10 protein-coding genes are annotated in these 14,489 nt (G+C 76.0%); 2 read left to right on the plus strand and 8 right to left on the minus strand.

The genetic code is table 11. From position 1 onward, the window contains the following. Positions 1-8: 8 nt before the first annotated feature. The 4 genes from AC2TEW_RS24635 to AC2TEW_RS24650 all read right to left on the minus strand — a co-directional run bounded on the left by AC2TEW_RS24635 (position 9) and on the right by AC2TEW_RS24650 (position 7,178). Complete coding sequence (locus AC2TEW_RS24635; RefSeq protein ID WP_484625525.1) at positions 9-1,181, minus strand: acyl-CoA dehydrogenase family protein; 1,173 nt, start codon at positions 1,179-1,181, stop codon at positions 9-11. Then, entirely contained in the window at positions 1,178-4,282 is a 3,105-nt protein-coding gene (locus AC2TEW_RS24640) for a non-ribosomal peptide synthetase (RefSeq protein ID WP_484625526.1), read from the minus strand. Before AC2TEW_RS24640 ends, AC2TEW_RS24635 begins: the two co-directional genes overlap by 4 nt. A gap of 158 nt (positions 4,283-4,440) precedes the next feature. Continuing rightward, on the minus strand, positions 4,441-5,826 hold the full coding sequence (locus AC2TEW_RS24645) for a non-ribosomal peptide synthetase (protein ID WP_484625527.1): 1,386 nt from the start codon (positions 5,824-5,826) through the stop codon (positions 4,441-4,443). Positions 5,827-5,858: 32 nt separating this feature from the next. Next, a complete protein-coding gene (locus tag AC2TEW_RS24650; protein WP_484625528.1) occupies positions 5,859-7,178 on the minus strand; it encodes an MFS transporter in 1,320 nt (439 codons plus the stop codon). Positions 7,179-7,629: 451 nt separating this feature from the next. Between AC2TEW_RS24650 and AC2TEW_RS24655 the strand changes: the two genes are divergently transcribed. After that, positions 7,630-8,040 (plus strand): DUF732 domain-containing protein, encoded by a 411-nt coding sequence (locus AC2TEW_RS24655; protein ID WP_484625529.1) that lies wholly within the window; start codon positions 7,630-7,632, stop codon positions 8,038-8,040. 75 nt (positions 8,041-8,115) lie between these two features. On the opposite strand, the gene AC2TEW_RS24660 is transcribed toward AC2TEW_RS24655, so the two are convergent. The 4 genes from AC2TEW_RS24660 to AC2TEW_RS24675 all read right to left on the minus strand — a co-directional run bounded on the left by AC2TEW_RS24660 (position 8,116) and on the right by AC2TEW_RS24675 (position 13,157). Then, positions 8,116-11,043: an ABC transporter substrate-binding protein gene (locus tag AC2TEW_RS24660; RefSeq protein ID WP_484625530.1), complete on the minus strand. Its 2,928-nt coding sequence runs from the start codon at positions 11,041-11,043 to the stop codon at positions 8,116-8,118. Positions 11,044-11,200: 157 nt separating this feature from the next. Beyond that, positions 11,201-11,797, minus strand: coding sequence for a hypothetical protein (locus AC2TEW_RS24665; RefSeq protein WP_484625531.1), 597 nt, complete (start codon positions 11,795-11,797; stop codon positions 11,201-11,203). A 155-nt stretch (positions 11,798-11,952) separates the two neighbouring features. Next, the gene (locus AC2TEW_RS24670; RefSeq protein ID WP_484625532.1) at positions 11,953-12,705 is read right to left on the minus strand and encodes an ArsR/SmtB family transcription factor; all 753 of its coding nucleotides are present in this window, start codon (positions 12,703-12,705) and stop codon (positions 11,953-11,955) included. Positions 12,706-12,776: 71 nt separating this feature from the next. Further along, the gene (locus AC2TEW_RS24675; RefSeq protein ID WP_484625533.1) at positions 12,777-13,157 is read right to left on the minus strand and encodes a MerR family transcriptional regulator; all 381 of its coding nucleotides are present in this window, start codon (positions 13,155-13,157) and stop codon (positions 12,777-12,779) included. A 186-nt stretch (positions 13,158-13,343) separates the two neighbouring features. Between AC2TEW_RS24675 and AC2TEW_RS24680 the strand changes: the two genes are divergently transcribed. Further along, entirely contained in the window at positions 13,344-14,477 is a 1,134-nt protein-coding gene (locus tag AC2TEW_RS24680) for an MFS transporter (protein WP_484625569.1), read from the plus strand. The last annotated feature ends 12 nt before the right edge of the window (positions 14,478-14,489 follow it).

Genomic DNA, 14,489 nt, shown 5'->3' on the forward strand with positions numbered 1-14,489 from the left:
GTTGGCGGTCAGCCCAGGCCCATGGCCCGAGCGATGATCACCTTCTGGACCTCGGAGGTCCCCTCGATGATCGTCATCATCCGGACGTACCGGTACAGGAACTCCAGCGGATGCCCGCGCACCCACCCGGTCGCCCCGTGCACCTGCAGCGCCCGGTCCACCACCCGCACCGCCGTCTCCGACGAGGTCAGCTTGGCCAGCGCCGCGTTCTCCGGCGCCTCGGTGCCCTCGTCCACCAGCCGGGCACAGGCCAGCGTCAGCAGCTTCGCCGCCTCCACCTCCGCCCGGCTGCGCACCAGGTGCTCCTGCACGTGCTGGTAGGCGCCGATCCGCTCACCGAACGCCTCCCGCTCCCGGGCGTACTCCACGCCCAGGCGCAGCGCGTACTCGGCCACGCCGTCGCACATCGCGGCCACCACCAGGCGTCCGCGCGAGAGGCTGTCCATGGCCAGCGCCATCGCCGCCCCGACGCCCGCCTCGCCGCCGATCACGGCCGCCATCGGGACCCGCACCCGCTCCAGCAGCAGCTCGAACATCGGCTCGCCGGACATGCCGTCGTAGCGCTGCCCGATCCGCAGGCCCGGCGTGTCCATCGGGATCGCGAACGCCGTCGCCCCGCCGGTCGGCCCCTCACCCAGGTCGGTGGCGGTGACCACCAGGGCGAGGTCCGCCCGGTCCGCGTTGGAGACGAAGGTCTTGCGGCCGCTGATCACCCAGCCCTCGCCGTCGCGGACCGCCGTGGTGGTCAGCCGGAACGCGTCCGACCCGGCCTGCGGCTCGGTCAGCGCCAGGCAGCGCGCCGACTCCCCGCGCACCAGCGGCACCAGGTACTTCTCGATCTGCTCCGGGGTGCCGTGCCGCAGCAGCGGGCTCGGGCCGTCCGAGCCGGCGAGCGCGTACGGCGCCAGCGAGCAGCCGCTGCGCCCGGCCGCGTGGTGCAGCAGCACCACCGCGGTGAACGGCATCCCGGCGCCGCCCAGCTCCTCCGGGTAGTCGCCGGCGTAGAAGCCCAGCGCGGCGGAGCGCCTGCGCACGTACGCCCGCAGGTCGGCGGGCGGCAGGTCCGCGGTCTCCGGCAACTCGGCGGCCAGCGGCACCAGTTCGCGCCGGATGAAGCTCTCGAAGGCCTCGACCAGTTCGCGGTGGTCCGCGGTGAGGACGGCGGAGGGGGCGGAGCTCACGAGCGGCCTCCGGTCAGGGCGCGGGCCTGGTCGGCCAGGACGGGGTTCTGGAACAGGACGCGCAGCGGCGGACGGCTGCCCAGGTGCGGCTCCAGCCAGGCGGCCAGCTGGGCGGCGAGCAGCGAGTGGCCGCCGACCTCGAAGAAGTGCGAGTCGGCCGCGAACCGGTCGTGCCCGAGCACCTCCCGCCAGGCACCGGCGACCAGCGCGAGACCGGGCTCGGTGAACTCCGCGGCCCCGGTGGGCTCCTCACCCGGCTCCGGCAGTTCGGCCAGCAGCCGGCCGAGCGCGGCCCGGTCCGGCTTGCCGCCGGGCAGCACCGGCATGGTCTCCAGCGCGACCCAGCTGCCGGGCACCAGCCCGCCGGGCAGCCGCAGCGACAGTGCGGCGTGCAGCGCGGCCTGGTCGGGCCGGTCCGCGCCCTCCAGGAAGCCGACCAGGCGGGGACCGCCGGCCGACTCGCGGTCCAGCACCACGGCGCAGGAGCGGCCGCCGAGTTCGGCCGAGGCGGCGGCCTCGATCTCCTCCAGCTCGATCCGGTAGCCGCGCAGCTTGACCTGGTTGTCCTGGCGGCCGAGGAACCACAGCCGGCCGTCCAGGTCGCGGAAGCCGCGGTCGCCGGTGCGGTAGACCCGCTCCCCGCCGAGCGCGGGCACGGTGACGAACCGGGCGGCCGTCACCTCGTCCAGGCCGAGGTAGCCGTCGGCCAGCGCGCTGCCGCCGACCGCGAGTTCGCCGATACCGCCGGCCGCCAGCGGGCGCAGGCCCTCGTCCAGCACGTGCACCCGGGTGCCGGGCAGCTCGGTGCCGAGCGGGATCTCCGCCGAACCGGCCAGGTCGGCCGCGGTGACCTCGTGCACCGTCGAGGTGACGGTCGCCTCGGTCACGCCGTACGCGTTCAGCACGGTGGCGCGGGTGCGCTCGGCGAGGCCCGCCAGCGCGGCGGCCGGCAGCCGCTCACCGCCCAGCACCAGCAGCCGGGGCGCCCAGCGGCCGTCGCCCAGCGCCTCGGACAGCTCCTCGCGGACGGCCAGGAAGTAACTGGTCGGCAGGTTGGCGACGGTGACGCCGCGGGCGGCCAGCACGGCGACCAGCTCCGGACCGGTCGGCACGTCCCGCTGCGGCAGCACCAGGCAGGCGCCCGCCGCCAGCGAGGGCAGCACCTCCTCCAGCGCCACGTCGAACGACGGCCGGGCGAACAGCAGCACCCGGTCGGCCGCGTCCAGCCCGTACCGGGCGGCCAGCGCGGCGACGTAGCCGGCCAGCGCGGCCCGGCCGACCCGCACCGGCTTGGGCACGCCGGTCGAACCGGAGGTGTGGATCAGGTACGCGGCGCCGTCCAGCACCGCGGCGTCGCCCGCCGCGGGGAACGCCGGGCCGTCCAGCAGCGCGGGCGTGCGGCCCTCCACCGGCAGCGCCAGCGCGCTCTGCCGGGTGGCCAGCACCAGCGCCGGGTCGAGGCGTTCCAGCAGCAGGCCGAGCCGGGCCGCCGGGTCCTCCGGCGACAGCGGCGCGTACACGGCGCCGGTGCGCAGGCAGGCCAGCAGCGTCACGACGCTGTCCACCCCGCGCGGCAGCACGGCCGCCACCGGCTGGCCGGCCCGCACCCCGGCGGCGGTCAGCCGCCCGGCCAGCTCGGCGACCCGGCGGTCCAGCTCGCCGTAGGTCAGCCGCTCGGCGCCGGCGATCACGGCCAGGGCGGACGGGTCGCGGCCGGTCAGCGGGTCGAGCACGGCCTGGTCGGCGGCCGCGGCACCGGCGGGCGCGGGCTGCTCCTCGGCGGCGGCCAGGGCGGCCAGTTCGGCCCCGGGGGCGTCGAGGTAGGCGCGCAGCAGGTCGAGCAGGCGGCCGGCGAGCAGTTCGGCGACCGGCTCGCCGAAGATGTCGGCGTCGTAGTCCCAGACCAGCGTCATCCCGGCCACGCCCTGCCGCTCGCCGACCATCCGGCGGTCGTCGGGCAGCAGCACCAGGTCCAGGTCGAAGCGGGTGGTGCCGGTGTTGAAGCCCTCGTACAGCGAGATCTCCAGGCCGGGGGCGTCGACCTCGGGCAGGGCGGCGTCGTGGGCGCTGAACATCACGCTGAACAGCGGGTTGTCGGCGCCGCTGGTGTGCAGGCCGAGCGAGCGGGTCAACTCCTGCACCGGGACGTCCTGGTGGGGCAGCGCCCGGAGCAGGGTGTCGGTCACCTCGTCGACGTTGTCCACCCCGGCCGCGGCCGGGTCCAGCCGCAGCCGCAGCGGCACCGTGTTGACGAACATCCCGACGGTGCCCTCGAAGCCGACCGGCCGGTTGCCGACCGCGGTGCCGACCATCAGCTCGCGGTGGCCGCTGTGGCGGCGCAGCAGTTCGCCGAACAGGGTGAGCAGGGTGGAGAACGGGGTGTGGCCGTCGGCCTTGGCGCGCTCGCGCAGCCGGCCGGCGAGGTCGGCGCCGATCGACTGGCGCAGCTGGCCGCCGCGGTGGCGGCGGACTGCGCCGGGCCGGGCCAGGCCGGGCAGCGCCAGGTCGAACGGCGCGTCCCGCAGCTCCCGCTGCCAGAACTCCAGGCTCGCGGACCGGTCGCGCCCGGCCCCGGCGCGGGCGTGCTCCTCGTACGAGGGGGCGTCCGGCAGCCGGTACGGCTCGCCCAGCACCTCGGCGCGGTACACCGTGAACAGGTCGCGCAGCAGGATCGCGAACGAGTGCCCGTCGTGGATCAGGTGGTGCTCGACGTGGACCAGCCGGTGGTGGTCCTCGCCGAGCCGGACCAGGTGCCAGCGCAGCAGCGGCGCCTCGCGGGTGTCCAGCGGTTCCTCGGCCTCGGCGCGCAGCAGCTGCTGGAAGGCGGCCTCGGGGTCGGCCTCGCCGGACAGGTCGCTGTCCCGCAGCCGGACCTCGGCGTCCGCGCGGACCCGCTGGTCCGGCAGGCCGCCGTCGTCGGAGGTCAACTCCAGCCGCAGGCCGGGGTGGTGGGCGATCACGGCGGCCAGTCCGGCGCGCAGCGCGGCCCGGTCCAGCGGGCCCCACAGGTCGAACGCGGCGGTGAAGTTGTAGGCGCGGCTGCCCGGCAGCAACTGCTCGTGCAGCCAGACGATCTCCTGCGAGGAGGAGAGAGCGAACATGGGTGGTCTTCCCTTGCTTGTGGCGAGAGTGGTGGTGACGCGGTGGTGTGCGGACGTACGGACGCGATGGCGTGCTGACGTGCGGACGTGGTGGTGCCCGGCGGTGCCGGAGGGTGCGGGGCCGGGTACCCGGGGTGCCGGGGGTGGCGGCCGGTGGTTCAGTGCGCCGCGCCGGGCGCGGTGGCGCGCAGGTGGCGGCGGAGGGTGTCGAGCAGGGCGGCGAAGGCGTCGGCCGCGGCCGGGTCCGGCCAGTGCGCGCGGTCCCAGGCGAAGCGGACCAGCAGGTCCTCGCCGTGCGAGGCGGAGACCGCGAAGGGCGCCGCCAGCGGCCGTCCGGCGAGGTGGGTCTCCCGGCCGGCGGCGCCGCCGAGCACCAGCGGGGGACGGCGGTGCAGGTCCTCGAAGGTGAGCAGGCCGTCCAGGGCGCCGGTCCAGCTCGCGCCGGCGGAGCGGGCCGCGTGCACCACCTCGTCGAACGGGGTGTCGGCGTGGTCGAGGTCGTCCCACCAGCGGGCGCCGAGCTCCTCGAGGGTGACCGGGAGGGCGGGTCCGGGAGGGGTCGGCCCGGCCGTCCGCGCGGCCGGTGCCGGGCCGCCGGCGGCCGGGTGGACCAGGGTGTTCAGGAAGCAGCCCAGCGCGGGCGGCGCCGCGGCCGGCCGGCCGCCCCACGGGTACCCCAACGCGGGGGTGGCACCGGGGCCGAGCAGGTGGTGGGCCGCCGCCGAGACGGCGTCCAGCAGGGCGGGGAACACCGCGCCCCGGGCGGCGCCGGTGGCGGCGGGCAGCCGGTGCGTCAGCATCCCGGTGGACACCTCCGCCGACCGCGCGCCCTGCTGGGCGAGGTGCCCGCCGCGCAGGGCGCCCAGCCGGGCGGCCCAGTGCGCCCGGGCCGCCGCGCCGGAGGCGGCGGCCTCGGCGGCGAGCTGGAGCTCCACCGCCGCCCGGTACTCCTCGGCACCGTCGGCCTCCCGGCCGTGCTCCGGTTCGTGCGCGGGCTGTCCGTACGCGGCGCTCAGGCCGGCCGTGACGATGCCGAGGGACTGTTCGTCGCAGGCCGCGTGGTCGAGCGCGACGGCGAGGACCTCCTCCTCGTCGCCGGGCGCCGCGGCCAGCAGCAGCCGCAGCGCGGGGCCGTCGGGCCGCCAGGCGGCGAGTTCGCGCCGCAGGGCGTCGTCGGCCGTCTCGCCGGGGCCCGCGGCGATCCGCCGGACCTCGGCCGAGGGCGGGCCGAGCCGCAGGACGGGCGTGCCGCGCAGCGAGTCGAACCGCCCGCGCAGGGCGGGGTGACGGGCCGCCAGCCGCAGCGCGGCGGCCCGGAGGCGGTCCGGGTCGACGGCGCCGCGCGGGAAGGCGAAGAACAGCGGGACGACGTCCGGGCGGCCGAGCGGATCGAGCCGGCGGGCCAGCAGGAACCGCCGCTGGGCGCCGGTCACGGGCAGGATCCCGGCGGAGCCGTCGGTGAGCGAGCGGAAGCGGGCCAGGTAGGCACCGGTGATGGTGGCGGAGGCGGGAACGGTGGTGGTGCCGGTGGTTCGGGAAGCCACGGAGGGTCTCCGGTCGGGGTTCGGGGGAGTGGTCAGCCGGTCGCGGGCGCGTTCGCGGGCACGGGGTCGTCCGCCGCGGCGCCGTCGGCCGCAGTCGGGGTCCCGGGCGCCGTCGGCAGGTCGCGCAGGGTGCGCAGCGGGGACAGCAGCAGCGGCAGCGGCACGGCGAGGAAGCCCAGGGCGCACACCCACAGGGCGTTGCGGGCGCCGGCCGAGGCCGCGATGGCGCCGCCGGCCAGCGCGCCCAGCGGCATGGTGCCCCAGACCAGGAAGCGCATGGTGGCGTTCATCCGGCCGAGCAGCGCGGGCGGGCAGATCGCCTGGCGGAAACTCACCTGGGCGACGTTGTAGGCCACCGCGCCGAACAGCACCACCGCGGAGGCGGTGCCGAACAGCAGCACCCCGGCGCCCCGGCCGGACAGCGGCCACAGCAGCGCGAACGGTGCGCTGACCAGGGCCGACAGCCAGATCAGCCGGGCCTGTCCGACCAGCCGGGCGAGCGGTCCCGCGCACAGCGCGCCGGCCAGCCCGCCCAGGGCGGAGACCGACAGCAGCAGGCCGATCGCGCCGGGGGACAGCTCCAGCACCCGGACCCAGAAGACGGTCTGCACCGCCATCAGCAGGGCCGAGAACAGGTTGGAGGCGGCGGTCGCGGCGGCGATCACCCGCAGCAGCGGGTGGCGCAGGACGAAGCCGACGCCCTCGCCGATCTCCGCCCGCAGGGAGCTGCCCGGTACGGGCTGCGGCGCGGGTTCCCGGGTCCGGATGCCGAGCAGCAGCAGCGCGGAGGACAGGTACCCGAGGGCGTCGGCGACGATCGCCAGCGGCGCGCCGAGCAGCTGGACCAGCCCGCCGCCGAGGCCCGGCCCGCCGACCTGTGCCACCGAGCGGACCGTCTCGAGGGCGCCGTTGCCCGACACCAGCTGTTCGCGGGGCAGCAGCTGCGGCAGGAAGGACTGGTGGGCGACGTCGAAGAAGACCGTCGCCACCCCGGTGACCAGCGCGACCACGTACAGCTGGGCCATCGTCAGGACATCGGTGACGGCCGCCAGCGGGACGGAGGCGACCGCCAGGCAGCGCACCACGTCGGCCCGGATCAGCACCGGCAGCCGCCGTACCCGGTCGAGCCAGGCGCCGGCGGGCAGGCCGACCAGCAGGAAGGCGGCGGTCTCGGCGGCCGTGAGCAGGCCGACCTGGAAGGGGGAGGCGTCCAGTTCCAGCACGGCGACCAGGGGCAGGGCCACCAGGGTCACCTGGCTGCCGAACTGGCTGGTGGCGGCACCGGAGAGCAGGAGCCGGAAGTCGCGGTGCCGTAAGAGCGGGCCCCGTCCGAGGCGCTGAATGATGTTCATCTGTTCGACTGTCGGTGAAGAGCGCTATGCCGGGCAAACGTCCGGAACGATTCCGGTCGTCTCTCCCGCCCCGGCCGTCGCCCGCGGACAACTCACCCCGGGGGTCCGGGTGGTGGCGCCCGCACCCGGCCCCGCGCCCGCCCGGCCCGTCAGCAGGCGGCCGTCCGCCGATCGGCGGGGGTGGAGGCGATCCGTCCGTCTTTCGGACACACCCCGTCCGTCCATCGGACAGTTGCCTTCAGATATGGCCGGATCGAGTGGATTGAGGTTGATTCTTCATCTGTCTGTACGGGTGCTGTGATAGTGCGCCCCCGATACATCCCCGCTATGGCCCCGATACCTCGCCGCTACGGCCCCGAGCGCCCCCGGATCCGTACCGAAGCGTCTGCCGGGCCGTCACGGGCCTGTCACAGCGGCGGGTTCCGGCGCCCGGCTGTGCCACGGTGAGGACATGCGTATTCGAGTCATCACCATCAGCCTGGCCGCCGCGGCACTGCTCTCCCTGACCGCCTGCGGCAGCAGCGGCAGCACCACCGCCGCGCCGCAGGCTCCCGTCGCGAGCAGCGGCGCGGGCACCCCGGCGGGCAAGCAGCCCGCCCCGGTCGTGCCGAGCCCCAACGCGGCCCAGCAGGCCGGACTGCTGGCCGGTCTCAAGGCGGTCAACCCCGCTCTGGCCGCCGACCCCGCCACCGCCGTGGCCGGCGCGCAGTACGTCTGCGCCGAGATCCACGCGGGCAAGGACGACGCCACCGTGGCCAAGGAGGCGGCCGCCAAGTTCAGCGGCGGCGCCGTCACCCTCAACGACGCCCAGGGCAAGGTCGTCGCGAGCGCCGTGAAGGCCTCCTTCTGCACCATGCCGTGACCCGGTCCCCGGGCCGCACCAGGACGTGACCGGGGGCCCTGCGGCGCCGCACCCGCGGCCGCCGCAGGGCCCCCGTCACGGCCGGCAGCCCTGCAACTCGGCGGTGTCACCTGCGGGCCGGCCGCAGATCCGCTCCGGCCTGGCCCGGCCGTCGGCGTCCCGCACCACCCGGATGATGTTGATCCCGTGGCCCGGCTGGCTGCCGGTCGCCAGCAGCGGACGGGTGTCACGGAAGTCGATCGTCCCGGTGGCCCGGTTCTTCAGCTCCACCGCCCGCAGCCCCGCCATCACCGCGCCCCGCCCGCCGTCCTGCGAGGCACCGGCGTTCTCCGCCCCCGCGTGCAGCGCCGCGGTGGCGTCGTAGGCGAGCGCCAGCGAACCGTCGGAGAACACGTCGTCCTCGTACGGGTTGCCCCCGGCCGGCTGCGGGGTGATGCCGAGCCCGGCGGAGGCGGTCTCGGCCAGGTCGGAGGCGCGGGCCGTGACCGCCGGATCGGTCAGCGCGATGTAGTACAGGGTGGCCTGCGGTGCCATCCAGGTCGCCCCGGTGCTGAACTGGGCCTTCGTCAGGTCGTCGCCGGTCAGCACGGTGAGCGGGCGGTTGCAGCCCGGGTCGGCGGCCAGCCGCCGCATCAGCTGGTTCACGTCGTCGGCCCGGCCCGCCAGGTACAGCACGGCCGGCGGGTGCCCGGACTGGCAGCTGCGGCGCAGCGCGTCCTCGTAGTCCGGATCGCCGTTGCTGGTCAGGCCGTACTCCAGCGGCCGGTCCTCGGCCAGCCGGAAGCCCGCCTCGCGCAGCATCCGGGAACCGTACGCGGCCTGCTCGGGGCTGTACTTGTCGTCGCTGCTGGGCCTCCTGGTCAGCACGGCCGCCCAGCGGTCCTCGGGGGCCGGCGCCAGCCCGTCGGCGATCTTGCGCAGCTCGGCCGCCTCCTCCTGGTCGGTGGCCGCCAGCCCGAAGTAGTTGACGTGCCGCCGGGCCAGGTCGGTACCGGAGTTGGTGGTGTCGACCACCGCGAGACCGGCCCGCTGCAGCAGGCCGACCGCCTGGTCGCTGTCGGCGGTGTCCCGGCCCAGCCCGACCACCCCGACCACCGAGCTGTCCCGCCGGGCGACCTCCACGATCCGCTCGGTCATCTCGGTCTGGAAGTACATGTCCTGGCCGCCGTTGGCCACCAGCACCTTGATCTTCAACGGGTCGCCGGCGTTGTTGCGCAGCTGCGCGAGGTGCACCCCGGTCAGCTCCTTGAGGCTGTTGAGCGCCCGGGACTCCTGGCCGGGCGCGGTGGTCAGCGACCCGGCGTACACCACGGTGACGAACCGGACGTCCGGCAGCGCCGCCACCCGCTCGTTCTCCCGGCGGATCGCCTCCTCGACGGTCGCCACCCCGATCCCCGCACCGGCCTTCGCCCCGTCGCCGTCGTGCCCGGGCAGCGCCCCGCTGAGCCGCACGTCGTGCCCGGTGGCGAAGGAGACCCCGCCGGTCGCCACCCCGACGCACTCGCGGGCACCGCCCTGGTCGACCCGCCACACCGCGTCGTGGTTCGACCCGAGCAGCCGCCCCTCGCAGAACTGCTCGGACAGCTGCCCGCTGCGCACCACCCCGCCGGCCCCCGCGAGCAGCAGCACCAGCAGCAGCGTCCAGCGCGACCACAGGAACCACGGCGAGCGCCGCACCGGCACCGCCGCCAGCCCGGTGGTGTTCCCCGCACCGAGCTGCACGCGGCCGAGCCCGATCGGCAGCGTCCAGGCCAGCGCCCGCCCCCGGCTGGGCGCCTGGCGCACCCGCAGGTTGCTCACCCAGCTCTCGTACGGGCTGGCGCGGCGCGGCCCGGGGTGGACGGGCGCCGGACCGGCGGCGCCGGCCCGCAGCCAGCCGGCCACGTCCGCGTGCGCGACCCCGGCGAGCACCAGCAGCGGGTCCTGCTCGCTGCGGCGGCTGCGCACGTCGCTGATCGCGCCGAGCACCTTCAGCCCGCCGTTGGCGGCGTCGGCCTGCGGCAGGAACACCACCGGCGGCACCCGGCGCTTGCGGCCGCGCAGGTCGGGCGCCCAGGGCCGGTGCGCCGAGCGGAGGTCCTCCAGCAGGGCGAGGGTGCGCAGCTGGAGGTGGAACTGCTGGGCGCGGTCGCGTTCGTCGGCCGGGGTGCCGGCCAGCTGGGCCTTGAGGATCTCGCCGGCCACCTCGCGGGCCCGGGCCTGGGTGACGTCCCAGGACATCCGGGGCCGCCAGATCGACCAGGCGGCAGCCTGCCGCCCGGACGCGGCCAGGAAGGTGGTGGTGGCGAACCACCGGCTGGCCTGGCCGAGCCAGGACAGCGGCACGGTGTTGCGGCGCACCCAGCCGGTCAGCACCAGCAGCAGGAAGGTGGCCAGCAGCACGCCGAGCACCAGCTCCCAGTGCGCCTGGGTGAGCAGGGTGGTCACGCCGGCCAGCACCACCGCGCCGATCAGGGTGGTGGAGTTGAACAGCGGCGACAGGGTCTGCTGGAGGGTGGCCCCGGCGGTCCGCCGCTCGGGCCGCCAGTGCAGGTCCCGCAGCCGGGTCAGCACCGCCTCGACCTGGTCGTCCAGCGGCTGCGTCCGCCCGCCGGCCGCCGCCAGCACGTGCTGGGCGGCCGCCTCGATGGCGGCGATCAGCCGGGAGCGCGGGACGGCGTAGTTCCGGTACCAGGACGGTCCGCGCCGCGCCCAGGGGCCGCGGGCGACGCCGTCCAGGATGCCGATCGCGTTGAGGTGCGGGTCGCCGGTGTCCGGCCCGCCGGCCACCCGGTAGGGGAGCCCGCCGCCCTCCTGCGCCTCCTGGACGGCGCGGACCACGTCCCGGACCTCCCGGTCGAGCGCGGTGTCGGGCTCCTCCGCGTACAGCACCACCACCGGCATCGGCAGCCGGGCGCCGCGGAACTGGTCGATCAGGTCCTTGAAGAGTGTGTCGACCTCGTACTTGGCGGTGGTCGGCAGCCCGCCGAGCCCGACGTCGCCGTGTGCCGTCCCCTGTGCCAACGCAGCCCCCCGAACGTCCCCGGATCCCGGCCGCACCCGGTCAGCTGACCGAGTGTCAGGCCGCGAGTGTAGACCCCGGCCCGGACACCAGGACATGTCCCGGCCGTCGGCCGGTTCCCGTCGAGGTGCCGTACGGGCGGGGTCGGGGGCGGACCGCTCAGGGAGTGACGGCGGCGGGGGCGGTGTGCAGCCGGAGCTTGGCGGCGTCGGCGGCGGCCGGGGGAGTGGCGCCGAGATCGGAGACGGTGGTCACCAGCACCGCGTCCACGTCGTCCAGCCAGTTGCTGGTCTTGGACTGGACGGTGACGGAACCTCGCTGCTGGGTGCCGTCGCAGACGATCACGGTCGGCGAGGTGCGGGTGGAGCCGAACGCGATCGACGCCGGATCGGCCGGGTCGGTCTGCTCGACCGAGGTGTTGAGCGAGCGCTCGCCCTCGGGCGAGGAGCAGGTGTAGTGCAGGTCGACCCGGACCCGGCCGGGGATCTTGGGGTCGATCGCGGCGGCGTCGAAGCCGATCACGGTGGCCGGGGCGGGCGGGGTGGCCGGTGGCGCCACGACCGGCGCCTGCGCCGAGGCATCGGGGGCGGCCGGCGGGTCCGCCGGGGTGCCGGGGGAGAGCGGGGCGGCGGCCGGGGCCGGGCCGTCCTCGGACGGGGCCGGCCCGGTGCCGGTGGCGAGGGCCGGGATGATGGCGGTCAGCGCGAGGCCGCCCACCCCCAGGGCGAGCGCTGCGCCGATGGTCCTGCTGAGCATGGTCCTCCTCGTGTCGGGCTCCGTGCCCCGACTATCCGTCAGGGTGCGACGGCCTGCGAGTCGGTACCGCCGGGCAGGGTGACGGCGCGACGCCACCTGGCCGAGCCGCCGCGCCGGATCGGGGTCCGTACGGCGGCGGCCCGGGCCCGGGCGCCTCAGGTGTACCGAAGCGACCCCGGGGTGGTGAGCAGCTCGCCGGTCTCCAGCCAGGTCTTCAGGCCGGAGAGGATCATCGGCCAGCCGCCGTAGAGCTCCTCGTTGGCGCCCTCGCGCAGCTCGTCGTGGGTGACGGTGAGCCGGCAGGAGTCGCCGACCGGTTCGATCTCCCAGGTGACGCGGCTGGTGCCTTCGGCCTTCACCTCGTCGCTCCAGAGCGCGACCATGCTCTGGACCAGCCGGCGCGGCGGGTCGACCTCCAGGTTGACGCCCTCGCCGAGCACGATGCCGGCCTTGGGGGAGCCCATCTCGTAGCGCGAGCCCGGGGTCCAGTCCGAGGTGACCTCGGCGCCGAAGTTGTACCTGGCGCGGATGGCCGGGTCGGTGATCGCCTCCCAGAGCCGCTCCGGTGTGGTGCGGATGTAGATCTCGAAGACCTTCTGCATGGGAGTCTCCAGTCGGCTCTTGAGGTCGCTGAGCGCAGCCGCCCACGGCCCCGCGTACTTGCTCACCCACCGGTCGTGGACGAGCCGGATCGGGACCGGGTTCAGGTAGTGGAGCTTCTCCCTGCCCTGCCGCCGGGTGACGACCAGTCCGGCCTCCTCGAGCAGCTTGAGGTGCTTCATCACGGCGAAGCGGGTGATCTCGAAGCGCGCCTCGAGCGCGCTGAGGGTCTGCCCGTCCTCCTGGAAGAGCGCGTCGAGCAGGCTGCGCCGGGTCGGGTCGGCGAGGGCTTTGAACACCAGGTCCACACTCACGAGAATAGGTGACCATTTGGTCACATGTCAACGCGTGGCGGCCCCCGGCGCGGGTTCGGGGGCGTCTACCGGGCGGGCCCGGCGGCCGGGCCGACCGCGGCCAGGTAGGCGAGGATCGCGTCCCGGTTGCGGGCCAGACAGGTGATCCGCTGGTGGATCCGGTCGGCCTCCCGCCGCATCAGCTCGGCGGTCTCCGGGGTCAGGCACTCGGGATGGACGTGGATCTCCTCGGGCCGGTCCAGGAACGGGAGGATCCGGCGGATGATCTCGGTGGTCAGCCCGGAGTCCAGCAGGCCGCGGATCTGCTGGACCAGGTGGACGTCGGTCTCGCGGTAGCTGCGGTAGCCGTTCCCGCCCCGCTCGGGGTGGAGCAGGGACTGCTCCTCGTAGTACCGCAGCATCCGGGCGGGCACACCGGTACGGCCGGAGAGTTCGCCGATCCTCATGGAGGCTCCCGGGGGACCGTCCGGACGGGGCCGGACGTGCTTGCCTTCACACTGATGTGAAGGTTTCACCATGAGCCTATGCCCACCGCAACGCCCACCGGGACCCGGGTCCCGGCACCCGCCCCCGCCCCGACGTTCCCGCTCCGCGGACTGCCGGTGCTGTTCGCCGCCGCCTTCTGCGCCGTGATGACCGAGCTGCTGCCCGCCGGGCTGCTGCCCGGACTCAGCCACGGCCTGCACGTCTCCGAGGCCCGCGCCGGCTACCTGGTCACCGGTTACGCCGCCGCCTCCTTCCTCGCCGCGATCCCGGTCACCGCCGCCCTGCGCGGCACCCGCCGCCGCCGGGTGCTGGTCGGCGCCCTGCTCGCCTTCGCCCTCGCCGACGCCGTCACCGCGCTCTCCGCCGACTACCCGCTCACCTTCGCCGCCCGCCTGCTGGCCGGCGCCACCGGCGGCGTGCTGTGGGCCATGCTCGCCGGATACGCCGCCCGGATGGTGCCCGCCGAGCACCGGGGGCGCGCCACCGCGATCGTCCTGGCCGGGATCACCGTCGCCCTCGCACTCGGCATCCCGGCCGGCACCGCGCTCGCCGCACTGACCGGCTGGCGCGCGGTCTTCGGGGCACTCGCCGCCCTGGCCCTGCTGCTGGCCGCGGCCGCCGGGGTCCTGCACCGGGTCCCCGACTTCCCGGGCGAGCCCGCCGCCGAACGGGTACCGCTGCGCCGGATCGCGCTGATCCCGGGCCTGCGGACCGTCCTGACGGTCACCCTGCTGCTCCTCCTGGGCCACCAGGCCGTGTACACCTACCTGGTGCCGTTCGCGGCCCGGGCCGGGTTCGGGGCGGCGGGCGGGCTGCTCGCGGTCTTCGGGACCGCCACCATCGCCGGGATCGTGGCCGGCGGGGCGCTGGCCGACCGCCGCCTGCGGCCCACCCTGCTGGCCGGCCTCGCCCTGATCGCGGCCGCGCTGCTCGCCCTCGGCCTGTCCCGCGGGATGCCCGCGGTCACCGTCGCGGCGGTCGCGGCCTGGGGCGCCGCCTTCGGCGCGGCGCCGACCATGCTGCAGACCGCCCTGATCGACCTGTCCGGCCCCCGCCACGCCGACCTCGCCACCGCCCTGCAGGCCACCGTCTACAACCTCGGCATCGCGGCCGGTTCACTGACCGGCGGCCTCGCCCTGGGCGCCGCCGGCCCCGGCGCCCTCCCGTGGACGGCGCTGCCGCCCGCCGCCGCCGCGACGGCCGTCGTCGCCCTGGCCCGCCGCCACGCCTTCCCCGCCCGCCGCCCGGTCCACGGAGGGCCCGCGCCGGCGCGGCGCTGATCGCCCGCGGGC

The organism is Kitasatospora sp. NEAU-CNBT7 (assembly GCF_057220535.1).